We start from the raw sequence: 24,644 nt of genomic DNA, 5'->3' as shown, positions 1-24,644 counted from the left end.
AGGAGCGTCGGGCGGGCGTCTCGACCGACGCCGCCCGCACGAAGCCGCGCGGAGGCGTCAGCCGACGGCGAGCGGAAGACGACGGCCGGTCAGTCCCCGCGGCCGCGCGGCGAGCGTCGCCGCCAGGGCGTCGATCGCCCGGGCGGCAGGATCCTCCGGATCGCCGACGACGACGGGCACGCCCTCGTCGCCCCCCGCCCGCAGCGCGACGGAGATCGGCAGCGACGCGAGCAGCGGCACCTCGTCGCCCGCCGCGGTGAGCCGACGCGCGACCTCGGCCCCGCCTCCGCTGCCGAAGAGCTCCAACACCGAGCCGTCGGGTTGCGGAAGCCCCGACATGTTCTCGACCACTCCGACGATGCGCTGACCCGACTGGCGGGCGAGCGCGCCGCTGCGCTCGGCCACGTCGGCGGCCGCCGGCTGCGGCGTGGTGACGATGAGGACCTCCGCATGGGGGAGCAGCTGCCCGATGGAGATCGCCACATCCCCCGTACCGGGAGGCAGGTCGAGCAGGAGCACGTCGAGGTCGCCGAAGTACACGTCGGTGAGGAACTGGGAGATCGTGCGGTGCAGCATGGGCCCGCGCCAGGAGACGGCCGCCCCCCGGGTGTCGCCCTCGAGGAACATCCCGATCGAGATGACCTTCACGCCGTGCGCCACCGGCGGCAGCATCAGCTCGCCGACGCGGGTGGGTCCCGCGACGCGCCCGTCGTGCATCAGGCCGAGCAGGCCGGGGATGGAGAAGCCGTGCACGTCGGCGTCCACGAGGCCGACCGCGAGCCCCCGCTGAGCGAGGGCGACCGCGAGGTTGGCGGTGACGGTCGACTTGCCGACGCCGCCCTTGCCGCTGGTGACCGCGTACACGCGGGTGAGCGAGTCCGGGCCGAAGGGCATGCTCCGGCGGCCGCCCTGGAGGCGTTCGGTGAGGGCGGTGCGCTGCGCCGGCGTCATGACTCCGACCACGACGTCGACCGCCGTGACTCCGGGAGCCGAGGCCGCGGCCTCGCGTACGTCGCGCTCGATCGCGGAGGCGGCCGGGCAGCCGACGATGGTCAGCCGGATCGCGACGCGGACCGCTCCGTCGACGGCCGCCTCGACCGACTCGAGCATGTCGAGCTCGGTGATGGGCTTCCGGATCTCCGGATCGACGACCCGGGCCAGCGCCGTCCTGACGGCGGTCTCGATGGCGTCGACGTCAGGCATCGCGCCGCTCGGGCTCCTGCGCCCGATCCTTCTCGAGCTCCTCGAGCAGGCCGCGCAGCTCCGAGCGGATGAAGTCCTTGCTCGCCATGTCGCGGATCGCCAGGCGCAGGGCCACGACCTCGCGCGCGAGGTACTCGGTGTCCGCGAGGTTGCGCTCGGCCCGCTGACGGTCCTGCTCGATCTGCACGCGGTCGCGGTCGTCCTGGCGGTTCTGCGCGAGCAGCAGCAGCGGCGCGGCGTAGGAGGCCTGCAGCGAGAGGATCAGCGTCAGCACCGTGAAGCCGAGGGCCTGCGAGTCGAAGCGCGCGTCCGCGGGCCCGTAGGTGTTGAACATCAGCCAGAAGACGCAGAAGATCGTCATCCCGACCAGGAACCACGGCGTGCCCATGCCGCGGGCGAACGACTCGGTCAGGCGGCCGAAGCGGTCGCTGCTCGGGCGGTTCCGCCGCGAGAGGACCCGGGTGCGCAAGCCCTTGGGAGCGTCCAGGCGCCGGTCCTGCTTGGTGTCCCTAGCCACGCGCGCCCCTCCGTCCCCGTCGTGTCCTGCCTGTCGCCGCGGGTGCCGGCGGCACGAGCGGGACGCCCTGCGTCGCCGTCGTCACCGGCTTCCTCGGTTCGTCGTCGTCGCCGTGGCTGCGCCAGTCGTCGGGGAGGAGGTAGTCGAGGACGTCGTCGATGGTCACGACGCCGACGAGGCGGTGGGACGCGTCGACGACGGGCACCGAGACGAGGTTGTAGCTGGCCAGGATCCGGGCGACCTCGGCCGCCGAGGTCTCGGGCGTGATCGGGTCCATGCTCTGGTCGAGCAGGGTGCCGAGGCGCTCGTGCGGCGGGTAGCGGAGCATCCGCTGGAAGTGCACCATGCCGAGGAAGCGGCCGGTCGGCGGCTCGTAGGGCGGCAGCGTGACGCAGACGGCGGCGCCGAGGGCCGGGGCGAGCTCGTGGCGGCGGATGAGGGCGAGACCCTCGGCGACGGTCGCCTCGGAGGAGACGATGATCGGCTCCGTGGTCATCAGACCGCCGGCGGACTCCGGGGCGTAGGTGAGGAGCATGCGGACGTCGTCCGCCTCCTCCGGCTCCATCAGCTCCAGGAGCGCCTCGCCGCGCTCCTCCGAGAGCTGGGCGATCAGGTCGGCCGCGTCGTCCGGCTGCATCTGGTCGAGGACGTCGGCGGCGCGGTCGTCGTCGAGCCGGCCGAGGATCTCGACCTGCTCGCTCTCGGGCATCTCCTCGAGTACGTCTGCGAGGCGGTCGTCCGAGAGCTCGCCGGCGACCTCGAGCATCCGCTGCTGCGGCAGGTCGAGGAGCGTGCTGGCGAGGTCGGCGGGCTTGAGCTCGGAGAGGCTGGCGACGTACTGCTCGGCGGACTGCGCCTCGGTCGAGACGCTCTCGCGGACCTCGCGCCAGCCGGCGAAGGCGGTCGCGCCCTTGGCGAAGGGGGAGGGGCTGGTCTTGGGCCGGCGGACGAAGAGCTGCGCGAGCTCCCACTCGCCGGGAGCGGCCTCCTCGATCGCGACGTCCTCGACGACCGCGTCACCGGAGCCGTCCACGAAGCTCACCCGGCGGCCGAGGAGCTCGGCGATGACGCGAACCTCTCCGCCCCGCTGCTCGAAGCGGCGCACGTTGATGAGCCCGGTGGTGATGATCTGGCCGCTGCCGATGCTGGTGACCCGGCCGATCGACACGAAGACCCGACGGCGCCCGGGGATCTCGACCACCAGGCCGACCACCCGCGGGGCGTCGTTCTGCCGGTAGACCAGGAGCACGTCGCGGACCTTGCCGACGCGATCGCCGGCCGGGTCGAAGACACTGCATCCGGCCAAGCGCGCGACGAAGACTCTGGCGGAACTCACGGCTACAAACCTAGTCCCGTGCAGCCGGGCGGACGCCGAGCGTTCCCGGCTCGCCCTCGGCCGGTTCTCCGAATCCGTTCAGAGACCTTCAAGTGGCCTGTGCGATTCTGTCCGGGTGACTCAGCAGACGCCGTTCAGCGGCCGAGGGCCGGCCTTCCCCACGATCCCGCGCGGGGAGATCCTCGCCACGTTCGACACGTACCAGGAGGCGCAGGCCGCCGTCGACGTGCTCGCCCGCGCCGACTTCCCGGTGCGCCAGCTCGCCATCATCGGCAACGAGCTCAAGAGCGTCGAGCGGGTGACCGGCAAGCTCACCTGGGGCCGCGTCGCCCTCGCCGGAGCGGCCTCCGGCGCCTGGCTCGGTGTCTTCCTGGGCCTCCTGCTCATCATCTTCTCGCCGACGACGGAGTTCTCCTTCCTCATCGCGGCGGTCCTCCTCGGCGCCGGCTTCGGGATGCTCTTCGGGCTCGCCTCCTACGCCGTGAACCGCCGCCGTCGCGACTTCACCTCGACCATGCAGGTGATCGCGACAAGCTACTCCGTGCTCGTGGACCCCGAGGTGGTCGACCGCGCGCGCAACCTGCTCGACGGCGGCACCTCCCCGGCGGAGGCGCCGCAGACGGCCTGGGCTCCGCCGCCCGCTGCGATCGGCGACCCGCAGCCGCAGCCCGTCCGCCCCGAGGACGACCCGCGCTGACGATCCTCCACGAAGGCCCCCGGTCCGCCGGGGGCCTTCGTCGTTCCCGGGGCGGGGCGGCTCAGGCGGAGCCGACGGGCGGGAGGACGATGTCGACCGCGAGACCCCGGGGGGAGCGGTTGACCAGGGCGACCGTCCCGCCGGCCGAGAGCACGGTGGTGTGCACCAGGGCCAGTCCGAGACCGCTGCCGCCGGAGGCGAGGGTCCGGGAGTCGTCCGGGCGGGAGAAGCGGTCGAAGGCGACCGGGATGAAGGCGTCGGGCATCCCCGGTCCGTCGTCCGAGACGCTGAGCATCAGGCGCCCGTCCGACTGCGAGAGGGAGGCGACGATCATGCCGCCGCCGTTCATCGCCTGGATCGCGTTCCTCACGAGGTTGTCGATCACCCGGCCGAAGTCCTGGGACGCGACCGCGTAGAGCCGGGCCGGCTCGCGCTCGTCGATCTCGTAGTCGATCTCCACCCCCGACTCCGAGGCGAGCAGGCGGGTGCGGTCGACGGCGCCCACCAGCTCGTCGACGAGCTCGGCGAAGGGAGCGGTCGGGCGGACGGTGCGGCTCTCGATGCGCGAGATGTCGAGCAGGGCGGACGCGAGGCGCACGAGCCGGTCGACGCTCTTCTGCGCATCGAGGATGACCCGGTCGACCGCGACCGGATCGTCGACGCGGTGGTGGGCGATCTCGAGCTGCGCGGAGAGCGCGGCGAGGGGAGTGCGGAGCTCGTGGCTCGCATCCGACACCATCTGCTTCTCCCGGGCCAGCGACGCGGTCTGCTTGGTCAGGAACGCGTTCAGCGTCACCGCGAGCTCGTCGATCTCGTCGCGCGTGCCGACGACCGGGAGCTGGTCGCCCTGCCCGGGCTCGGCGGCGATCTGATCCGCGCGCGCCCGCATCCGGCGCACCGGGGCGAGGGCCGCGCCCGTCAGGATCCACGAGGCGAGCCCGAACGTGACGACGAGGAAGATCGCGGCGTAGACGAGCACGTGGGCGAAGTCGTCGAGGACGAGCTGCGACGCGGCCTGATCGCGGGCGGAGGCGACCTGCCAGACGCCGCGATCGCTCTCGATGGCCGTGAAGCGGACCAGGTAGCTGCCGTTCGCCGTCGTCACGTCGGCGTACCGGGGCGAGGTGTCGGCCGGCTCCTCCGCCAGAGCGCTGAGCACCTCGCCGCTCAGGCGCGAGGGCATGGTCGAGGTGCTGACGCTCCCGTCGGGAGCGAGGGCGAGGAACAGCTGACCCGTCGACGAGCCCTGCGTGCGCGGGACGTTGCCCGCCGAGATGTCGCGGCGCACCTCGTCCTCGATCGACATCAGGATCGTCCGCTCGCTGCGGTCGACGATGCCGGTGACCACCTGGTAGAAGAGCAGCGCCGCGAGCGCGAAGAGGGCGGTCGCCACAGCGACCGTTCCCACGGTGATCCTCGCGCGGATCGAGAGCGCGCCGACCCGGCGGCGTGCCGTGCTCATCCGCGACACGGGCTACTCGACCGGGCGGAGGAAGTAGCCCTTGCCGCGGACGGTCACGATGCTGACGCCCGTGTCCTCGGTCGGGAGCTTCTTGCGCAGGTAGCTGACGTACTGGTCGACGATGTTGTTGTCGACGATCTCGCCGCCGCCCCAGATCTCGGAGAGGATCCGCTGGCGGGTCACCACGGAGCCGACGGGAGTGATGAGGAGCTTGAGGAGCTCGAGCTCCTTGGGGCTGACGTGGATGCGCGAGCCGTCGGCGGTGCGCCGGATGCTCGATCCGTCCACGGTGATGCGTCCGACGTCGATCGAGGTGGACATCAGCGACGGGCTGCGGCGCAGGAGGGCCCGGAGCCGCGCGTTGAGCTCGGTGAACGCGAACGGCTTGGTGAGGTAGTCGTCCGCTCCGGCGTCGAGCCCGAAGACGCGGTCCTCGATCGCGTCCCGCGCGGTCAGCAGCATGATCGGCGTGGGCCGGCCGAGCTCGCGGATCCGGCGGCAGATCTCGAAGCCCGACATCGCCGGCAGCATGACGTCCACGATGGCGGCCGAGAACTCGGCGTTGCTGAACGCGACGAGCGCGTCGATGCCGTTCGTGGTCAGCACGGCCTCGTAGCCGGCGTCTTCGAGGCCGCCGACGAGGGCCTCACCCATGGCTGGATCGTCTTCGACGACAAGGATCTTCACGCGCTCACCCTACGGCCCGGCTCCCAGGAGGACGCACTGGGCGGGCCGTGTGTCGATCGGATGCGGGATCGACCCATCCGATCGGCGCTGGGCGACGAATGAGGAGCAACAGACCGCTCGGGGGCGTGGCGGGAGAGGCGCGATCAGTGGCGCATTTCTACTCTTCTCTCCCCGTCGGCCCGATGATCCTGTTCGCGAAGTTCACCTCTACCGTCACCCGAAGGCGGCACAAAAATGCTCAATATTCTTTCCATCTGGGCGCGTCTCGCGCTGTCGGTCCTCCTGTGGATCGTCGTTCTTCCCGTCATGCTCGTCCTGCTGCCGTTCCGCACGGGCAGGAGCGCCTCGCTCCCCGCCCTGCGACCGGTGCCGGTTCCCGCACCGACGGTTCCGATCGACACCCGGAGCACCAGCGGCGCGTACTAGGCCCACTTCCCGGTCGTTCCGGGCTCGACGCCCCGCTCCCATGAGCTCCGGCGTCGTCCGCCCACCGATCCCCGACGCCCGAACAGCCGTGCCTCTCTCCGCCAGGAGGGGGCGCGGCTGTTCGTCGTTCCCCGGGTCGATCCCGACTGACCGACAGATGTCGATATCGGCTCCTCTCGATCGCGAGCCGCGTCAAGCCCTTCGCAGAATCTCAGGGACTGGCAATACAGCGCTCGCACATGGTTCACCGATCGGAAGGAACACGGATGCTTCGCGCCACGCGCGACACCGCTGGGATCCAGCTCGATTCGACCACGGGATCCCCCGTGCGCCCCGACACCCCGGTCTCGGTGGTCGCGTCGGCGCCTCAGAGCCTGATCTCGCGGATGCTCGGACGCCGCCGCTGCGAAGCCTGCGGAGCGGCCTCGGCCCGTCGCCGCGACGGCTTCTGCTCGGCCGACTGCGCCGGCACCTTCCACCTCTACGAGTGAGCCCGACCGGCCGAGTGCCGGTGGTGAACGTTTCGAAGGCCCGTGATCGACGATCGCGGGCCTTCGTGCTGTCTCGGCAGTGTCGGAGCGCCGGGTGAGGAGCGCCACGGTCGGACTCGGTCGCCCACCGGGTGACGCCGCTCGGTCCGTGATGGAGGGGTGCGCCTCGAGGGGCGTCGAGCACCGGAGCTGAGCGCCCGTGTACGAGGAAGGAGAGCGGAGGACCGCGGGTGTGCCCCCAGTAGGATTCGAACCTACGCCCCTGCCTCCGGAGGGCAGTGCTCTATCCCCTGAGCTATGGGGGCCAGGAGTGCCTGACCACATTAGCACCCGGGCGGGGCGGGCCCCGACGCCGGGAGCGGTCCTCGCGCATGCCACGATGGAGCCATGCTGCGCACCGTCTCCGCCTCGCTGGATCTGCGTCTGAACGGCCCAACCGACCTGATCTTCCTGGTGGCGGCGACGCCCACGGGCGACTCGTTCGAGGACTCCTTCACCGTCCGGCTCGACGGGCAGGACGTGCCGGTGCGGGAGTTCCCGGCGCGGCACGGCGCCCGCGTGCACCGCGTCGCGGGGAACGAGGGCGACCTGCGGGTCGAGTACCGGGCGCGGGTCGCCGGGCACGGCGCTCCGGACGAGCCGAGCGAGCTCGAGCTCGTCGAGTACCTGCGGCCGAGCCGGTACGCCGAGGCGGACGTGCTCGGCGGGATCGCCCGGCGCGAGTTCGGGCGGGCCCGGGGCTTCGAGGCGCTGACGGCCGTCGAGGAATGGGTGCACGGCCACCTGTCGTACGTCTACGGGTCGACGGTCGGCACCGGGGGAGCGGCGCAGGTCATCGAGAGCGGCCAGGGCGTGTGCCGGGACTTCGCGCACACAGTCGCCGGGCTGCTCCGCGCCCTCGACATCCCCGCCCGGGTGACGGCGGTCTACGCGCCGGGCCTCGAGCCGCGCGACTTCCACGCGGTCACGGAGGCCTGGGTCGGCGGCGCCTGGCACGTCGTGGACGCGACCCGGCTGGCTCCGCGCGGGTCGATGCTGCGCATCTCGTCCGGCCGGGACACGGCCGACACCGCGTTCCTCAGCAGCTACCTGACGGACCTGCGCCTGACCGGGATGAGTGTGGAGGCCGACTGCGACGCGGCGCTCGTCGACGACCACGTCTCGCCGGTGCGCCTGGGCTGACGCCGGGGCTCAGTCGGCGAGGACGCCGATCGCCGACCGCACGAGCGGCTCGGGGTCGCCCGGCTCGACGAAGGAGGCGCTGGACGCCTCGATCCAGTACTCGCCGACGAAGGCGTCCGCGACGCCCCGCCCCTCGGCCACCTGGTAGTAGCCCTCGATCTCCGGCGGCTTGCCGTAAGTGGGGACGGCCTTGCTGGTGGTGAAGAACTCGTTCTTGAGCGCCTCGATCACCGCGGGGTCGAGGTGGGCCACGGCCAGCTGCAGCTCGGCGCCCGAATCGTCGGACCATCCGCAGACCAGGCCGTCGTACTGGGCGATCTCCTCGGAGACGGCAGTGGTCCCGATGCCGTCGTCCGGGGAGAATCCGCCCCACAGGCCCGCGAGCGCCGAGGCCGGGACCAGCTGCTCGCAGGCGAGGGGGATCGGCGTGCCGCTGACGGCGCCGCTCGCGCTCGGCTCCGGGTCGGCCGCGGGGGAGCAGCCGGAGAGGGCCGCCGTGGCGAGGGCGACGAGGAGGAGGGCGGCGGGACGGCGCATGCGTCGCACGCTAGCAACGCCGCCCTGCCGAGCGGCACCGCGGTGCAGGAGGGACGGGGGGCGCGGGCGCGGCGGCCGGTAGAATCGCTCCCCGTGACTCCCGAACAAGTCGCCGCCTCCCTGCACGCCCTCGTCCTCGACGCCGTGCAGCGACGGGGGAGCGATGCGGGCGTCGAGCTCTCGGACGTCGTGCTGGAGCGCCCGAAGAACCGCGACCACGGCGACTGGGCCTCGAACATCGCGATGAAGCTCGCGAAGCGGGTCGGCGCGAACCCGCGCGAGCTCGCCGCCGAGCTGGCCGAGGGGCTGGGCGCGGTCGAGGGCGTCGCCACGGTCGAGGTCGCCGGTCCCGGCTTCCTCAACGTCCGGCTCGAGGCCGCGGCCGCGGGCGCCCTGGCCGGCGCGATCGTCGAGGCGGGCGAGGCCTACGGCACCGGGTCCGCCTACGCCGGCGTCCGGATGAACCTCGAGTTCGTCTCCGCCAACCCCACCGGCCCCATCCACATCGGCGGGACGCGCTGGGCGGCGGTCGGCGACAGCCTGGCCCGGATGCTCCTCTCGCAGGGCGCCGAGGTGACCCGCGAGTACTACTTCAACGACCACGGCGCGCAGATCGACCGCTTCACGCGGAGCCTCCTCGCCGCCCACCGCGGCGAGCCGACCCCGGAGGACGGCTACGGCGGCGCCTACATCGGCGACATCGCCGAGCGCGTCGCGGCCGCCTACCCGGGCGACCTCGCCGTCCTGCCCGAGGAGGAGCTCGCCGAGACCTTCCGCTCGATCGGCGTCGAGCTGATGTTCGGCGAGATCAAGCAGAGCCTGCACGAGTTCGGCGTCGACTTCGACGTGTACTTCCACGAGAACTCCCTGCACGAGTCGCGCGCCGTCGACCGCGCGATCGAGCGCCTCCGCGAGCTCGGGCACATCTTCGAGGCGGACGGCGCCACCTGGCTGCGGACCACCTCGTTCGGCGACGACCGCGACCGCGTCATCATCAAGAGCGACGGGGAGGCGGCCTACATCGCGGGCGACCTCGCCTACTACCTCGACAAGCGCGAGCGCGGCTTCGATCGGGCGATCATCATGCTCGGCGCCGACCACCACGGCTACATCGGCCGGATGATGGCGATGTGCGCGGCGTTCGGCGACACCCCGGGCGTGAACCTCGAGATCCTGATCGGCCAGCTGGTCAACCTGCTCCGCGACGGCGAGGCGGTCCGGATGTCCAAGCGGGCGGGGACCGTCGTCACGATGGAGGACCTCACGGAGGCCGTCGGCGTGGACGCCGCGCGCTATTCGCTGGTGCGCTCCTCGGCCGACTCGACCCTCGACATCGACCTCGACCTGCTGACCAAGCGGAGCAACGACAACCCCGTCTACGACGTGCAGTACGCCCACGCGCGCACCCGCCAGGTCGCGGCGAAGGCCGCGGCGTCGGGCGTCCCCGTCGAGCCGTTCGCGCCCGAGACGCTGGTGCATCCGACCGAGTCGGCGCTGCTCGGCGGCCTGCAGGAGTTCCCGCGCATCGTGGCGCACGCCGCGGAGCTGCGCGAGCCGCACCGCGTCGCGCGGTACCTCGAGGAGGTCGCCGGCCTCTACCACCGCTGGTACGACAACTGCCGGGTCGTGCCGCAGGGCGAGGACCCGGTCGAGGCCGTGCACTCGACCCGGCTGCGCCTGAACGAGGCGACCGGGCAGGTGCTCCGCAACGGGCTCTCCCTGCTGGGCGTCACGGCCCCGGACCGGATGTGAGCGCGTCGGGGGCTGCGCCGCGGCGCCGGCGCGGGGGACGCGCGGCCGTGGTGGTCGTCGTGGTGCTGGTGCTGCTCGTGGTCGCGGCGGTGGTGGGCGACTCGCTCGCCCGCCGCGCCGTCGCGGACCGCGCCGCCGCGAGCCTCCGCGAGGCGCTCGCACTGCCCGCGGACCGGGCGGTGGACGTCGACGTCGCCGGCTGGGCCGTGCTCCCGCAGCTCGTCTCGGGGCGGCTGGACCGGCTCGACCTGCGCAGCTCGGACGTGACGTTCGGCGAGCTCGACGGCGACTTCGCTGCGACCCGGGTCGGGGTGCCGTTGAGCGGCGTCGGAGCGGACGAGGCCGGCAGCACCACGGTCGCGATCGACGCGGCCTCGGTCTCGCGGCTCGTCACCGAGCGCAGCACCGTTCCCGTCGACGAGGTGACCCTGGACGCTCCGCTCGTGCGCGTGACCGCCTCCGTCGAGGTGCTGGGCCTCCGGCTCGGCGCGGGCGTGGGGATGGAGCTCGCGGCCGTGGACGGCGCCATCCGGCTGACCCCGGCCGAGGTCTCCGCCGCCGGTGCGACCTTCTCGGCGACCGACTTCCGCGACCGCTTCGGCGCCGTCTCCGGCGACCTGCTCGCTCCGTCCTCCGTGTGCATCGCGGACTCGGTGCCGCGCGGACTGACGCTGACCGGAGTCGAGGTCGCCGACGAGTCGCTGAACGCAAGCTTCGCGCTCTCTCCGACGTTCCTCAGCGACCCCGCGGAGCAGGAACCGGGCACGTGCGCCTGAGCCCGCGCGGCGCCGCCGCCCCGGACCGGTAGGATCGGAGCCCTGTGCCGGCGTCTTCCGCGGGCCGAACACTGACATCGCTGGCTTCAGGGGTCAATCCGGACCCGCTCGCCCCGCAGTGACGCTCCCACTCTCTCCTGTGAGGTCTCACCCGTGGACACCGTCGACGCCCGCGCCCGCGCCCCCCGGCATCCGCTCGCGCCTGAGTGGCTGCACACGCCCGCCGACCCGAACGCCCTGGCCGACGGCGTGTGGCCGGACAGCGCCGAGCGCGGCGAGGACGGCGGGATCCGGATCGCCGGAGTGCCCGTCGCCGAGCTGGTGCGCGAGCACGGCACTCCTCTCTACGTGGTGGACGAGGCCGACGCCCGCCGCAGGGCCGTCGAGATGCGTGAGGTCTTCGCCCGCGAGCTCGGCCGGATCGGCACCGGCGTCACGGTCTACTACGCGGGCAAGGCGTTCCTCTCGACCGAGGTCGCCCGCTGGATGCGCGACGAGGGCCTGAACCTCGACCTCTCCAGCGGCGGCGAGATGGCAGTGGCCCTCGCCGCCGGGATCGAGCCCGAGCGCTTCGGCCTCCACGGCAACAACAAGTCGCTCCGCGAGATCGACAGGGCCGTCGAGGTGGGCGCGGGCACGATCGTGCTCGACAGCCTCGTCGAGATCGAGCGCGTCGCAGCCGCGGCCGAGCGGCACGGCCGCGTGCAGGCGGTGCGCCTCCGGGTCAACAGCGGAGTGCACGCGCACACCCACGAGTTCCTCGCCACGGCGCACGAGGACCAGAAGTTCGGCCTCGCACTCGCCGACTGCCCGGCCGCGGTCGCCCGCATCCGCTCCTTCTCCTCCCTGCGGTTCCTCGGGCTGCACTGCCACATCGGATCCCAGATCTTCGGCTCCGCCGGGTTCGCGGAGTCGGCGTCGCGCCTGCTCGACGTCCACGCGGCACTGCTCGCGGACGGCCCCGTGCCGGAGCTCAACCTCGGCGGCGGCTTCGGCATCGCGTACACCAGTGCCGACGACCCGACCCCGATCGCCGAGATCGCGGCCGCCGTCGCCGACGCGGTCGCCGAGCAGTGCTCCGCCCGCGGCGTCCCGGTGCCGCACATCGCGATCGAGCCCGGCCGCTCGCTGATCGGGCCCGCCGGCGTCACCCTCTACGAGGTGGGCACCGTGAAGGACGTGACGGTCGGCTCCGAGGGCTCGACCGCGGTCCGCCGCTACGTCAGCGTCGACGGCGGCATGAGCGACAACGCCCGTCCGGCGCTCTACGGCGCCGACTACACGGCGCGGATCGCCGACCGCTCCTCCTCGGCCGAGCCCGCCCTCGTGCGGGTGGCCGGGAAGCACTGCGAGTCGGGCGACATCGTCGTCCACGACGACTTCCTGCCCGCGGACGTGCGGCCGGGCGACCTGCTCGCCGTCGCCGCGACCGGCGCCTACTGCTGGTCGCTCGCCAGCAACTACAACTACCTCGGGCGCCCCCCGGTGGTCGCCGTCCGCGACGGGCGCTCGCGCGTCCTCGTGCGCGGCGAGACCGAGGAGGACCTCCTCCGCCGCGACGCCGGCATCGAACGAAAGGCCACCTCCCGATGATCGAGTACCGCAGCCTCCGCGTCGCCCTGCTGGGCGCCGGGTCCGTCGGTGCCCAGGTGGCGCGCCTCCTGCTCGACCACGGCGACGAGCTCGCCCAGCGCGTGGGGGCGCCGCTGGAGCTCGTAGGCGTGGCCGTCAGGGACGTGGACGCGCCCCGCACCGCCGACATCCCGAAGCACCTGCTCACCACCGACGCCGAGTCGCTGATCCTGGGCGCCGACATCGTGGTCGAGCTGATCGGCGGGCTCGAGCCCGCCCGCAGCCACATCCTCACGGCGATCTCGTCGGGCGCGGACGTGATCACGGCCAACAAGGCGCTGCTCGCCGCCCACGGCAACGAGCTCTTCGAGGCCGCCGACCAGGTGGGCGCCCAGCTCAACTACGAGGCGGCCGTCGCCGGCGCGATCCCGATCATCCGGCCGCTGCGCGACAGCCTCGCCGGCGACCGGGTCCACCGCATCCTCGGCATCGTCAACGGCACGACCAACTACATCCTCGACCGGATGGACACCGAGCACGCGAGCCTCGAGGACGCGCTCGCCCGCGCGACCGAGCTCGGCTACGCCGAGTCCGACCCGACCGCCGACATCGAGGGCTACGACGCGGCGCAGAAGGCGGCGATCCTCGCCCGCCTCGCGTTCCACACCGACGTCCCGGTCACCCTGGTGCACCGCGAGGGCATCACCGGCATCACGAAGGCGCAGGTCGACCAGGCCCGCGACTCCGGCTACGTGATCAAGCTGCTCGCGATCTGCGAGCGGCTGACCGACGCCAAGACCGGCGTGGAGGGCGTGTCCGCGCGGGTCTACCCCGCGCTCGTGCACCGCTCCCACCCGCTCGCGGCCGTGCACGGGGCCAACAACGCGGTCTTCGTCGAGGCGGAGGCGGCCGGCGACCTGATGTTCTACGGCGCCGGCGCCGGCGGGATCGAGACGGCCTCCGCCGTCCTCGGCGACGTCGTGTCGGCCGCCCGCCGCCACGTGGTCGGCGGCCCCGGCCTGGTGACCAGCGCGAGCTCCGGGCTCGCGGTCCTCCCGATCGGCCACGTCACCACCCGGTACCAGGTCACCCTCGAGGTGCTCGACCGCCCCGGCGTGCTCGCGCAGATCGCGGGCGTCTTCGCCGACCACGGCGTCTCGGTCGAGACCCTGGTGCAGACCCCGCCCGGCGCCGACCCGCTGGAGGAGCAGGGCGGTGCGGAGCGGCGCGAGCCGACCGCTACCCTGGTCATCGGCACGCACGCCGCGGCGGAATCCGATCTGGCGGCCACCGTCACCGCCCTCCATTCCCATGGTTTCGTCGGCGCCGTGACGTCCGTTCTACGAGTTGAAGGAGCCTGAGATGGCCAAGCAGTGGCGCGGAGTCCTGCACGAGTACGCGGACCGCCTCGATGTCACCGAGGCAACCCCGGTCATCACTCTCGGCGAGGGCGGCACGCCGCTCATCCCCGCGGCGGCCCTCTCGGCGCGCACGGGCGCGAAGGTGTGGGTCAAGTACGAGGGCATGAACCCGACCGGCTCCTTCAAGGACCGCGGCATGACCATGGCGATCTCGAAGGCCGTCGAGCACGGCGCGAAGGCCGTCATCTGCGCTTCGACCGGCAACACCTCCGCGTCGGCCGCCGCCTACGCGACGCACGCCGGCATCACCGCGGCCGTCCTGGTGCCGGAGGGCAAGATCGCCCTGGGCAAGCTCAGCCAGGCGATCGCGCACAACGCGCAGCTGCTGCAGGTGCAGGGCAACTTCGACGACTGCCTCGACATCGCCCGCGACCTCGCGAAGAACTACCCGGTCCACCTGGTCAACTCGGTGAACCCGGACCGCATCGCCGGCCAGAAGACCGCGGCCTTCGAGGTCGTCGAGGTGCTGGGCGACGCGCCGGACTTCCACATCGTCCCGGTCGGCAACGCGGGCAACTACACCGCCTACTTCCGCGGCTACTCGGAGGAGCTGGAGCGCGGCGAGTCGACCCGCCTCCCGCGCATGTTCGGCTTCCAGGCCGAGGGCTCCGCTCCGATCGTGCACGGCGCCCCGGTCCGCCACCCCGAGACGATCGCCAGCGCGATCCGGATCGGCAACCCGGCCTCGTGGGAGCTCGCCCTGAACGCGCGCACCGTCAGCGACGGCTACTTCGGCGCGATCAGCGACGAGAAGATCCTCGAGGCGTACCGCATCCTCGCGGGCGAGGTCGGCGTCTTCGTCGAGCCGGCGTCGGCGATCAGCGTCGCGGGGCTCCTCGAGCGCGCCGAGGCCGGAGCGATCCCGAGGGACGCGACCGTCGTCCTGACGGTCACCGGCCACGGGCTCAAGGACCCGCAGTGGGCGCTCCGCACGGCCGACGGCGCGGACATCACGCCGACCGTCGTCCCGGTCGACACCGCCGCGATCGCGGATGTGCTGGGGCTGGCCGGCGCATGACCTCGGCGGTTCCCGTCGGCCGCACCGTCCACGTCAAGGTCCCCGCCACCTCGGCGAACCTGGGCCCCGGCTTCGACACGCTCGGCCTGGCGCTCTCGTTCTACGACGAGCTCGACGTGACGGCCGTCGCGGCCACGGGTGCGCGGGTCACCGTGCACGGGGTCGGCGAGGGAGAGGTGGCGACCGACGAGACGAACCTCGTCGTGCAGGCCATCGCGTACACGTTCGCCGACCAGCGGCAGGAGATGCCCGGCATCGAGGTGATCGCGCGCAACATCATCCCGCACGGCCGCGGGATGGGCTCGTCCGGCGCCGCGATCGTCTCCGGCATCATGGCCGCGAAGGGCCTGCTCGAGGGCGTCGTCGAGCTCGACTCGGACGACCTCCTCCGCATCGCCACCGAGATGGAGGGGCACCCCGACAACGTGGCGCCCGCGCTGTTCGGCGGCCTCACCATCGCATGGGTCGAGCCGCACGCCTCCGGCGCCGACGACTCGCCGCTGCGCCCGCGCTCCAAGAAGCTCATGGTCCACCGCGGCGTGTCCCCGGTCGTCTTCGTGCCCGAGCACACCATGTCGACGCGGCTGGCACGCTCGCTGCAGCCGCAGAGCGTGCCGCACGAGGACGCGGTGTTCAACGTCTCGCGCTCCTCGCTCCTGATCGCCGCTCTCATCCAGAGCCCGGAGCTGCTGTTCGCGGCGACCGAGGACAAGCTGCACCAGAACTACCGCGCGGCCGCCATGCCCGAGACCTCAGCGCTGATCGCGCTGCTGCGCTCGCACGGCTACGCGGCCGTCGTCTCGGGTGCCGGACCGAGCGTCCTGGTGCTCTGCAGCGACCCCGCACAGCGCCTCGCCGCCGCGGATCTGGTGGAGCGGGAGGCCCCCACGCCGTGGCGCGCGCACATGCTGGCCGGCGACTTCAAGGGTGCTACAGTGGGGACTGCATCCCGAGGAACCGCGTAACGAGCGGAATCTGTCCGACGGATCGTCCCGACAACCACGGCCATCACATCGTGTGAAGGGCGCCCCTGCTCCTCTTGCAGACCGGCGCCTGGTCTCCGGGCCCTCTCCTCGCTCTCTGCGGCAGTCGGTCCCGGCGGCCGAGAGCATCGCGTGGATCAGAACACGCGATGGCACCGCACGGTCGATGAGCTCTCCCGGTGAGCACTCGTTCCCGGGGGGAAGGAACCCTCTCCAGTGACAGACGTCAACACCCACGGCTCGACCGTGGACCTCACCGCCGACCTCTCCGGTCTGCGCGTCGCCGAGCTCCAGGCTCTCGCGACGCGGCTCGGCCTCGGCGGCGCCTCCAAGCTCCGCAAGGGCGAGCTGGTCCAGGCCATCTCGGACCTGCGCGCCGCCTCCGCCGAGGACGCGCCCGCCGCGATCGCCGACGCGGTCGGTCCGGACGACGCAGCGGTCGCCCCGGACGTCGACGCAACCGGCGTCGAGGCCGAGCCGGCCGATGTGGCCGAGCAGTCCGCTCCGCAGCCCGAGGCGCCGGCGGAGCTGCCGACGCCCGTCGAGAGCACCGAGGCCGACACGGCCGACGTCCTCGAGCAGGCCGCGCCCACCGTCGACGAGCCCTCCGCGACGGCCGCCGAGTCGGCCCCCGTCGAGCTCGAGCTCCCCGCGGCGGCCGAGCCGGTCGCCGAGCCCGCCGAGCGCGCGCCCCGCCGACGCAGCTCGCGCCGCGCCTCCAGCGGCACCGTCGCCGCCGGCGAGCACCTCAACATCCCCGGCGGGACCGGCGTCGAGTCGCTGATCCCCGACCTCCCCGTCATCGAGCAGGACCGCGACGCCGACCAGGCTGCGAAGCCCGTCATCGACATCGAGCTGCCCAACGGGCCGGAGTCGGACGACTCCTCCCGCGAGGGCGGCCAGCGCGAGCGCCGCGGACGCCGCCGCAGCCGCGGGGGCGCCTCCGAGCAGAGCGAGCAGGCCGAGCAGGCGCCCGCCGAGAACGACGCCGACTCCTCCGACTCCGGCGACCAGCAGGAGCAGCAGGGCGGCGACCAGCAGCAGAACGGCGACCAGCAGGGCACCGGCCGCGGTCTCAAGCGCAGCAACCGGAACCGCAACCGAGGGGACGACCGCCAGAACGACGCTCAGCAGAGCCCCGCCTCGCAGTCCCAGCCGCAGAACGGTCAGGGCGCGCGCGCCGCGGAGTCCGAGGGCCAGCAGGCTCCTCAGCAGAACGGCTCCGGACAGCCCCAGAACGGCCAGCAGGCCGAGGGCGAGGACGGCCGCCGCAGCCGCTACCGCGACCGCAAGCGCCGCGGCGGAGCGATCGGCGACGACTTCGAGCCCGAGATCGGCGAGGACGACGTCCTCATCCCGGTCGCCGGCATCCTCGACGTCCTCGACAACTACGCCTTCGTGCGCACCACCGGGTACCTGCCCGGCGTCAGCGACGTCTACGTCTCCCTCGGCCAGGTCAAGAAGTACAACCTGCGCAAGGGCGACGCGGTCGTCGGCGCCATCCGCCAGCCCCGCGAGGGCGAGGGCGGCGGCCGCCAGAAGTACAACGCGATCGTCCGCGTCGACTCGATCAACGGCCAGACCGTCGAGGAGGCCGCTGCGCGCGTCGAGTTCCAGAAGCTCACGCCGCTCTACCCGACCGAGCGCCTGCGCCTCGAGACGGAGCCCGGCAAGCTGACCCAGCGGATCATCGACCTGGTCGCCCCGATCGGCAAGGGACAGCGCGGCCTGATCGTCGCGCCGCCCAAGGCCGGCAAGACCATCGTCCTGCAGCAGATCGCCAACGCGATCGTGCAGAACAACCCCGAGGTCCACCTGATGGTCGTCCTGGTCGACGAGCGTCCGGAGGAGGTCACCGACATGCAGCGCACCGTGCGCGGCGAGGTCGTCGCCTCCACCTTCGACCGCCCGGCCGAGGACCACACGACCGTTGCCGAGCTCGCGATCGAGCGCGCGAAGCGCCTGGTCGAGCTGGGCCACGACGTGGTCGTGCTGCTCGACTCCATCACCCGTCTCGGCCGCGCCTACAACGTGACCGCTCCTCCCTCGGGCCGCGTGCTCTCGGGCGGCGTGGACGCCTCGGCGCTGTACCCGCCGAAGAAGTTCTTCGGAGCGGCGCGCAACATCGAGAACGGCGGCTCGCTCACCATCCTCGCGACGGCGCTCATCGAGACCGGCTCGAAGATGGACGAGGTGATCTTCGAGGAGTTCAAGGGCACCGGCAACATGGAGCTCCGCCTCTCCCGTCACCTCGCCGACAAGCGGATCTTCCCCGCCGTCGACGTGAACGCCTCCGGCACGCGCCGCGAGGAGATGCTGCTCAGCGCCGACGAGGTCAAGATCACCTGGAAGCTGCGCCGCGCCCTCGCCGGGCTCGACCAGCAGCAGGCGCTCGAGATCATCCTGTCGCGCCTGAAGGAGACCTCGTCCAACGTCGAGTTCCTCATGCAGGTCTCGAAGTCGGCCGTCGGCCCGGCCACCGCCGGCCACGGCAACGGCCACCACTAGCGCCCCGACGTCCGCGGTCGCCCCTGTCACCGGGGGCGGCCGCGGACGTTTTCGCGTCCCCGGGCGATGAGCCCGACCCCGACCACCTCCGGAAGCCAGGACCCCATGTTCGAATCCGTCAGCGTCCTCCTCGCCGAGCACGAGGACCTGCAGACGCAGCTCTCCGACCCGGCACTCCACGCCGATGCCGCCCGCGCCAAGAAGGTCAACCGGCGCTACGCGGAGCTGAGCCAGATCAAGGCGGCCCACTCCGCCTGGATCCAGGCCGGCGAGGACCTCGAGGCCGCGCGCGAGCTCGCCCGCGAGGACGAGGCCTTCGCGGAGGAGGTCCCCGAGCTGGAGGAGTCGCTGCGGGTGGCGCAGGAGAAGCTGCGGCGCCTGCTCATCCCGCGCGACCCCGACGACGGCCGCGACGTCATCATGGAGATCAAGGGCGGCGAGGGCGGAGCCGAGAGCGCGCTGTTCGCGGCCGACCTCCTCCGGATGTACCTCCACTACGCCGAGGCGAAGGGCTGGAAGACGGAGATCCTCGACCGCGACGAGTCCGACCTCGGCGGCTACAAGAACGTGCAGGTCGCGATCAAGAGCAACGCCACCGATCCCTCGCAGGGCGTGTGGGCGCACCTCAAGTACGAGGGCGGCGTGCACCGGGTGCAGCGCGTCCCCGTGACCGAGTCGCAGGGGCGGATCCACACCTCGACCACGGGCGTGCTCGTGTTCCCCGAGGTGGACGCGCCCGAGGAGGTCGCGATCAATCAGAACGACCTGAAGATCGACGTCTACCGCTCCTCCGGTCCCGGCGGGCAGTCCGTCAACACGACCGACTCCGCCGTGCGGATCACCCACCTCCCGACCGGCATCGTCGTGTCGATGCAGAACGAGAAGAGCCAGCTGCAGAACCGCGAGGCGGGCATGCGCGTGCTCCGCGCTCGCATCCTGGCCCGCCAGCAGGAGGAGATCGCCGCGGCGGCCTCGGACGCGCGCAAGACGCAGATCCGCACGATGGACCGCTCCGAGCGCATCCGGACCTACAACTTCCCCGAGAACCGCATCGCCGACCACCGCACCGGCTACAAGGCGTACAACCTCGACGGCGTGATGAACGGCGCGCTCGACCCGGTGGTGGAGAGCGCCATCCAGGCCGACGAGGAGGCCCGCCTGGCCGACATCGGCTCCGAGGAGGCGTGACCCTCGTGACCACCGGCGTCGACGCGCGCACCCTCCTCGCGGATGCGGTCGCCCGCCTCGCCGCCGCCCGCGTCCCCACGCCGGACGTCGATGCGGAGCTGCTTCTCGGGCACCTGCTCGGGCTCGGCCGCGGCCGGCTGCAGGCGCGCCTCATCACGGGGTTGAGCGTCGACGAGGAGCACGCCGCGGCGTTCGCGAGCGCTATCGAGCGCCGGTCGGCTCGCGAGCCCCTGCAGCACATCACCGGGATCGCGCCGTTCCGCTCGCTCGAGCTCGCGGTCGGACCCGGCGTGTTCGTCCCGCGACCCGAGACCGAGGGCGTCGCGCAGATCGCGATCGACGCGCTCCGAGCGGTCGTCGATCCGGAGCCGATCGCCGTCGACCTCGGCACGGGCAGCGGAGCCCTGGCGCTCGCGCTCGCGCACGAGGTGCCGCACGCGCGCGTGATCGGCGTGGAGAACGCTCCCGAGGCGTTCATCTGGGCCCGCGGCAACCGCGAGCGGCTCGGGCTCGAGAACGCCCGCATCGTCTTCGACGACCTCGCCCGGGCACTTCCCGAGCTGGACGGCACCGTCTCCGTCGTCGTCTCCAACCCGCCCTACATCCCGGCCGCCGCCGTCCCGCGCGACCCGGAGGTGCGCCTGTTCGACCCGCCCTCGGCGCTCTACGGCGGCGAGGACGGCCTGGACGTCGTCCGCTCGCTCTCGGCGACCGCCCTCCGCCTGCTCCGCTCCGGGGGAGTGCTGGTGATGGAGCAGGGCGGGCTGCAGGGCGCCGATATCCGCGCCCTGCGCACTGCCGACGGCTGGCGCGGAGCGACCACGCAGCGCGACCTCACCGGCCGCGACCGCGCGACGGTGGCGGTGCGCTGAGGCGTCGCGGAGCTCTGCTAGCCTCAGCGGCGATCCGGTGGCCGCACCGGGCAGGCAGGCTCGGGAGGCTCGCATCGCCGCTGCACGCGATCGGCCGCGCCGTCGGCTCCGCCGCCCGCTGCTGATCGTCCTGGCCGTCGTGGTGGTCGCGGCCCTCGTCGTAGTCGCCGTGCGGCTCCTCGAGCGGAGCGACGGAACTGCTCCCGTGGCCTGCGCGCCGTCGTCCGTTTCCGCGTCGCCCGCGCCTGCCATCGGCTCGGTCGACGACTACCTGGGCGGCCGGTCCTACCTCCGCGGCGTCAACGTGTTCGATCTGCAGTCGCGCGTCGACGTCGGAGTCGACTGCACCGCCGGGAATCCGGCCGAGAGCTACGAGTTCCTGGCGGACCGCGGGCTCACCCTGGTCCGGCTCGCGGTGCCCTGGTCGCTCCTGCAGCCGCAGGCCGACGGGGAGAGCACCGACGACGCTCTGGCGAAGGGGCTCGATCCGGCGGCGGTCGCGCTGCTCCGGACCGAGATCGCCGCCATCGGCGCCGCCGGCATGCGGGTCGTGCTCGACCTGCACAACAACGGCACTTATCCGGCGAGCCAGGGCGATCTGCCCGAGGGGACCGTCTGGTTCGGATCCGGGCTCTCGGTATCCCAGGCGCAGAGGGTCTGGACCCTGCTCGCGGCGGAGTTCCAGAACGACGGACGCATCGCCGCCTACGACCTCTTCAACGAGGTGAAGCGGTCGCTGGTCCCCGTCGAGACCTACAAGGCCTACACGCAGGCCGTGGTGTCGGCCGTCCGGGGAACCGGCGATCGGCACACGATCTGGGTCGAGGGGATGCGGGAGGCGACGACGGGCACGGTCGCCGCGATCGCACCCGACGGGCCGTGGATCCAGGACCCGCTGGACCGGACCGTGTACTCGCAGCACTTCTACCCCGGCGGCACGGGCACGACCCTGCGCTCGGACAAGCAGGGCGGCACCGACGAGCATGTCTTCGTGGCGGCGGTGACGACCTTCGGGCAGTGGTGCCGGCGGTACGGGGTGCACTGCTCGGTCGGGGAGGTCGGCTGGCCCAGCGATCAGAGCCTCTCTCTCACCGCGGGCGGCGCGGGCTCCTGGACGGACGTCGGCGAAGCCTTCTACACAGCACCGACTGGCTGTTCCCGCCGATCGAGAACGACGAGCCTCTGGTGGTGGTCGCCGTGGGCGGCACGCCGGAGTCCTCGGCCAAAGCGGCGGAGGCGGTCGCCGCCCGCACGTCCCGGATGACCTGGCTCGCGTACGACGGATTCGACCAGCAGTGGCACGGCATCGGCGAGGAGCGGCCGCTCGCCGAGTCGCTCGCCCGTGCCGATCTCGTCCTGGTCGGGATGGGCATGCCCCGCCAGGAGCGCTGGATCCTGGAGAACCGGGACCTCGCCCCGCGGGCGGCGTTCGCGATCGTGGGGAGGCTGCCTCGACTACATCGCAGGCACGCGGTCGCTCGCCCCGCGGTGGATGGGCGCCCTGGGCGTGGAGTGGCTGTTCCGCCTGGCGCGCGATCCGCGCCGGCTCGCGGCCCGCTACCTCCTCGAGCCACTGCAGCTGCTCCGCATCGTCCTGTCCGGTCGGTCCCGCGCGAAGCGGACGCCCGGCCCGTGCGACTCTCCGCGGCCCTCCGGCCGGGTGTCGACCGGAGTCGGTCCGCACTGATCCCCGCCGGCGGGCCGCCTCAGGCCTGAGCGGAGTACTTCTCCTCGGTGGCGGCCTTCGCGGGGCGCCACCAGTCCTCGTTGGCGCGGTACCAGTCGATGGTGGCGGCGAGTCCGGCGTCGAAGTCGGTGTAGCGGGGGCGCCAGTCGAGTTCGGTGCGCAGGCGGGTGGAGTCGATGGCGTAGCGGAGGTCGTGTCCGGCGCGGTCGGTGACGTGGTCGAAGGCGTCCTCGGGTTGTCCGAAGGCGGTGAGGATGCGGGTGACGACGTCGAGGTTGCTCTTCTCGCCGTCGGCGCCGATGAGGTAGGTCTCGCCGATCTCGCCGCGGTCGATGATGGCCCAGACGCCGGTGTTGTGGTCGTCGACGTGGATCCAGTCGCGGACGTTGGCGCCGGTGCCGTAGAGCTTGGGGCGAATGCCGTCGATGGCGTTGGTGATCTGGCGGGGGATGAACTTCTCGACGTGCTGGTAGGGGCCGTAGTTGTTGGAGCAGTTGGAGATCGTGGCGCGCACGCCGAAGGAGCGCACCCAGGCGCGCACGAGGAGGTCGCTGGCTGCCTTGGTCGAGGAGTAGGGGCTGGAGGGGTTGTAGGGGGTGTGCTCGGTGAAGCGCGCGGGGTCCTCGAGCTCGAGGTCGCCGTACACCTCGTCCGTCGAGATGTGGTGGTACCGCACGTCGTGCGCGCGCACCGCCTGCAGGAGCGCGAAGGTGCCGATGACGTTCGTCGCGAGGAAGGGCGTCGGGTCGTGCAGCGAGTTGTCGTTGTGCGACTCCGCGGCGAAGTGGACCACCAGATCCGCATCGGCGACCAGCCGGTCCACCAGCTCGGCGTCTGCGACGTCGCCCTCGACCAGCCGCACGCGGTCGGCGACGGGGGCGAGGGAGTCGCGGCTGCCCGCATAGGTGAGCTTGTCGAGCACGGTGATCCGCGCGTCGGGACGCTCGCGCAGCGTCAGGTGGACGAAGTTGCTGCCGATGAAGCCGGGACCGCCGGTGACGAGGATCCGCACGGGTTCTCCTGGAGGTCGGGAAGGTCGGGGGAGGCCGGGCTCAGCGGCCCGCGTTCACGCCTTCGAGGCTGAGCAGGCGGTGGAGGTAGGCGCCGTAGCCGCTCTTGACCAGCGGTGCGGCGAGCTCGGCGAGGCGGGTGTCGTCGATCCAGGAGTTGCGCCAGGCGATCTCCTCGATGCAGCCGATCTTGAACCCCTGCCTCTGCTCGATCACGCGCACGAACTCGGTCGCCTCGATCATGGAATCGAAGGTCCCGGTGTCGAGCCAGGCCGTTCCCCGGTCGAGCACCTGGACGTTCAGCCGCCCCGCCTCGAGGTAGCGCTCGTTGATCGTCGAGATCTCGAGCTCGCCGCGGGCCGAGGGCGTGATCGTCTTCGCGATCGCCACGACGTCGTTGTCGTAGAAGTAGAGGCCGGGCACGGCGTAGTTGCTGCGCGGCTGCTCGGGCTTCTCCTCGATGGAGACGGCTCGGAAGTGCTCGTCGAACTCGACGACCCCGTAGGCGCGCGGGTCGGCGACCTGGTAGGCGAAGATGACGGCGCCCTCGATCGTGGTGTTCGCCGCGAGGGCGGTGCCCAGGGCGGTGCCGTGGAAGATGTTGTCGCCCAGGACCAGGGCGACCGACTCGTCGCCGATGAACTCCTCGCCGATCAGGAACGCCTGCGCGAGCCCGTCGGGGGAGGGCTGCACGGCGTACTCGATCCGCATGCCCAGGCTCGACCCGTCGCCCAGCAGGGCGCGGAACTGGTCGTTGTACTCGGGGGTCGTGATCACGAGGACCTCGTCGATCCCGGCCATCATCAGCGTCGACAGCGGGTAGTAGATCATCGGCTTGTCGTAGATCGGCATCAGCTGCTTCGAGATGCCCTTGGTGATCGGCCACAACCGCGACCCCGAACCACCCGCGAGGACGATGCCCCTCATCGGAGCAGCCCCGGGTGAGGAGCTGCGGCGGGGGTCCGCTGCACCGCCGAGGGGAGCGTGAAGATCTGCGGGGAGAGGGTCACGGAGCCGACTCTATCGGCGGCGCCGCGGTGCCTCCGCATGCCGGTGCGGCGGGCGCGGAACCCGTGGCGGGGACTGACGGTCGAGCGACCGCTACCGACGCGATCCGACTCCGTGAGCGGCGCGCACGCCGCCCCCGCCTCCGTATCGCGCCTCCCACTCGGAGGCCGCCGGGCACGGGGATAACTTCTCCGACGTCCGCGGCTCCGCCTGCCGCGACGGAGAGAGGTACCGCCCTGTGCACGAGGTCATCGACCAGCGGGACTCCGCGCTCCGTACGTCTCCCGGTCCCTGCCGCCGATCCCCCCTGA

The 24,644-nt window shown here is 72.3% G+C and carries 23 protein-coding genes, 1 tRNA gene and 1 pseudogene; 16 read left to right on the top strand and 9 right to left on the bottom strand.

From position 1 onward, the window contains the following. Positions 1-57: 57 nt before the first annotated feature. Genes C5C33_RS00370 through C5C33_RS00360 form a run of 3 tightly spaced genes read right to left on the bottom strand, consistent with a single transcriptional unit; the run spans position 58 to position 3,056 of the window. Entirely contained in the window at positions 58-1,203 is a 1,146-nt protein-coding gene (locus C5C33_RS00370) for an Mrp/NBP35 family ATP-binding protein (protein ID WP_104260122.1), read from the bottom strand. Beyond that, the gene (locus C5C33_RS00365; protein ID WP_104222991.1) at positions 1,196-1,720 is read right to left on the bottom strand and encodes a DUF1003 domain-containing protein; all 525 of its coding nucleotides are present in this window, start codon (positions 1,718-1,720) and stop codon (positions 1,196-1,198) included. Before C5C33_RS00365 ends, C5C33_RS00370 begins: the two co-directional genes overlap by 8 nt. Continuing rightward, on the bottom strand, positions 1,713-3,056 hold the full coding sequence (locus C5C33_RS00360; RefSeq protein WP_104225554.1) for a magnesium transporter MgtE N-terminal domain-containing protein: 1,344 nt from the start codon (positions 3,054-3,056) through the stop codon (positions 1,713-1,715). The genes C5C33_RS00365 and C5C33_RS00360 overlap by 8 nt, the downstream gene beginning before the upstream one ends. Positions 3,057-3,171: 115 nt before the next feature. Here C5C33_RS00360 and C5C33_RS00355 point away from each other — a divergent pair, with 115 nt between their 5' ends. Continuing rightward, entirely contained in the window at positions 3,172-3,753 is a 582-nt protein-coding gene (locus C5C33_RS00355) for a general stress protein (protein WP_258069142.1), read from the top strand. A gap of 61 nt (positions 3,754-3,814) precedes the next feature. Here the strand turns inward: C5C33_RS00355 and C5C33_RS00350 are convergent, their stop codons facing one another. Both C5C33_RS00350 and C5C33_RS00345 read right to left on the bottom strand, forming a co-directional pair. Beyond that, positions 3,815-5,215: a cell wall metabolism sensor histidine kinase WalK gene (locus tag C5C33_RS00350; protein WP_146076469.1), complete on the bottom strand. Its 1,401-nt coding sequence runs from the start codon at positions 5,213-5,215 to the stop codon at positions 3,815-3,817. Between the two features lie 12 nt (positions 5,216-5,227). Then, positions 5,228-5,902, bottom strand: a complete 675-nt coding sequence (locus C5C33_RS00345; RefSeq protein WP_258059273.1) for a response regulator transcription factor — start codon at positions 5,900-5,902, stop codon at positions 5,228-5,230. A gap of 234 nt (positions 5,903-6,136) precedes the next feature. On the opposite strand from C5C33_RS00345, the gene C5C33_RS00340 reads away from it, so the two are divergent. Together C5C33_RS00340 and C5C33_RS00335 are read left to right on the top strand one after the other, a co-directional pair. After that, on the top strand, positions 6,137-6,328 hold the full coding sequence (locus tag C5C33_RS00340; RefSeq protein ID WP_104260121.1) for a hypothetical protein: 192 nt from the start codon (positions 6,137-6,139) through the stop codon (positions 6,326-6,328). A gap of 266 nt (positions 6,329-6,594) precedes the next feature. After that, a complete protein-coding gene (locus C5C33_RS00335; protein ID WP_104246599.1) occupies positions 6,595-6,819 on the top strand; it encodes a hypothetical protein in 225 nt (74 codons plus the stop codon). 233 nt (positions 6,820-7,052) lie between these two features. Here the strand turns inward: C5C33_RS00335 and C5C33_RS00330 are convergent. Then, positions 7,053-7,124, bottom strand: a tRNA-Arg gene (locus C5C33_RS00330). Between the two features lie 82 nt (positions 7,125-7,206). Here C5C33_RS00330 and C5C33_RS00325 point away from each other — a divergent pair. Beyond that, a complete protein-coding gene (locus tag C5C33_RS00325) occupies positions 7,207-8,001 on the top strand; it encodes a transglutaminase family protein (protein ID WP_104232730.1) in 795 nt (264 codons plus the stop codon). 9 nt (positions 8,002-8,010) lie between these two features. On the opposite strand, the gene C5C33_RS00320 is transcribed toward C5C33_RS00325, so the two are convergent. Further along, positions 8,011-8,538 carry a hypothetical protein gene (locus C5C33_RS00320; RefSeq protein ID WP_104260120.1) on the bottom strand — a complete coding sequence of 176 codons (528 nt, stop codon included), beginning with the start codon at positions 8,536-8,538 and terminating at the stop codon, positions 8,011-8,013. Between the two features lie 93 nt (positions 8,539-8,631). On the opposite strand from C5C33_RS00320, the gene argS reads away from it, so the two are divergent. From argS to C5C33_RS19165, 12 genes and pseudogenes are all read left to right on the top strand, one after another. After that, positions 8,632-10,290, top strand: coding sequence for an arginine--tRNA ligase (argS, locus tag C5C33_RS00315; protein WP_104260119.1), 1,659 nt, complete (start codon positions 8,632-8,634; stop codon positions 10,288-10,290). A gap of 47 nt (positions 10,291-10,337) precedes the next feature. Continuing rightward, positions 10,338-11,066, top strand: a complete 729-nt coding sequence (locus tag C5C33_RS00310) for an LmeA family phospholipid-binding protein (protein ID WP_104260118.1) — start codon at positions 10,338-10,340, stop codon at positions 11,064-11,066. Between the two features lie 153 nt (positions 11,067-11,219). Further along, entirely contained in the window at positions 11,220-12,659 is a 1,440-nt protein-coding gene (lysA, locus tag C5C33_RS00305; RefSeq protein WP_104225560.1) for a diaminopimelate decarboxylase, read from the top strand. Then, positions 12,656-13,999 (top strand): homoserine dehydrogenase, encoded by a 1,344-nt coding sequence (locus C5C33_RS00300; RefSeq protein ID WP_104223002.1) that lies wholly within the window; start codon positions 12,656-12,658, stop codon positions 13,997-13,999. Before lysA ends, C5C33_RS00300 begins: the two co-directional genes overlap by 4 nt. Position 14,000: 1 nt before the next feature. Then, positions 14,001-15,077: a threonine synthase gene (gene thrC, locus C5C33_RS00295; protein ID WP_104260117.1), complete on the top strand. Its 1,077-nt coding sequence runs from the start codon at positions 14,001-14,003 to the stop codon at positions 15,075-15,077. Next, a complete protein-coding gene (gene thrB / locus C5C33_RS00290; protein ID WP_104260116.1) occupies positions 15,074-16,042 on the top strand; it encodes a homoserine kinase in 969 nt (322 codons plus the stop codon). The genes thrC and thrB overlap by 4 nt, the downstream gene beginning before the upstream one ends. Positions 16,043-16,276: 234 nt before the next feature. Further along, positions 16,277-18,568 (top strand): transcription termination factor Rho, encoded by a 2,292-nt coding sequence (rho, locus tag C5C33_RS00285; RefSeq protein ID WP_104260115.1) that lies wholly within the window; start codon positions 16,277-16,279, stop codon positions 18,566-18,568. A 105-nt stretch (positions 18,569-18,673) separates the two neighbouring features. Beyond that, complete coding sequence (gene prfA / locus C5C33_RS00280; RefSeq protein ID WP_104232724.1) at positions 18,674-19,756, top strand: peptide chain release factor 1; 1,083 nt, start codon at positions 18,674-18,676, stop codon at positions 19,754-19,756. Then, complete coding sequence (gene prmC, locus C5C33_RS00275; protein WP_104260114.1) at positions 19,753-20,628, top strand: peptide chain release factor N(5)-glutamine methyltransferase; 876 nt, start codon at positions 19,753-19,755, stop codon at positions 20,626-20,628. Before prfA ends, prmC begins: the two co-directional genes overlap by 4 nt. 37 nt (positions 20,629-20,665) lie before the next feature. Further along, on the top strand, positions 20,666-21,892 hold the full coding sequence (locus C5C33_RS00270; RefSeq protein WP_181136162.1) for a glycoside hydrolase family 5 protein: 1,227 nt from the start codon (positions 20,666-20,668) through the stop codon (positions 21,890-21,892). Beyond that, positions 21,814-22,014, top strand: a pseudogene (locus C5C33_RS19170) (WecB/TagA/CpsF family glycosyltransferase); the annotation flags it as partial. The gene C5C33_RS00270 and the pseudogene C5C33_RS19170, both read left to right, overlap by 79 nt. Further along, positions 21,971-22,315, top strand: coding sequence for a WecB/TagA/CpsF family glycosyltransferase (locus tag C5C33_RS19165; RefSeq protein WP_219814925.1), 345 nt, complete (start codon positions 21,971-21,973; stop codon positions 22,313-22,315). The pseudogene C5C33_RS19170 and the gene C5C33_RS19165, both read left to right, overlap by 44 nt. Positions 22,316-22,334: 19 nt before the next feature. On the opposite strand, the gene rfbB is transcribed toward C5C33_RS19165, so the two are convergent. After that, positions 22,335-23,327 (bottom strand): dTDP-glucose 4,6-dehydratase, encoded by a 993-nt coding sequence (gene rfbB / locus C5C33_RS00260; RefSeq protein ID WP_104260112.1) that lies wholly within the window; start codon positions 23,325-23,327, stop codon positions 22,335-22,337. Positions 23,328-23,367: 40 nt separating this feature from the next. Continuing rightward, complete coding sequence (gene rfbA, locus C5C33_RS00255) at positions 23,368-24,252, bottom strand: glucose-1-phosphate thymidylyltransferase RfbA (protein ID WP_104232713.1); 885 nt, start codon at positions 24,250-24,252, stop codon at positions 23,368-23,370. Between the last annotated feature and the right edge of the window lie 392 nt (positions 24,253-24,644).

Source organism: Rathayibacter sp. AY1H3 (assembly GCF_002932015.1).
Note: the sequence above shows the minus strand (reverse complement) of the source record. Positions and strands in the feature narration are given on the sequence as shown.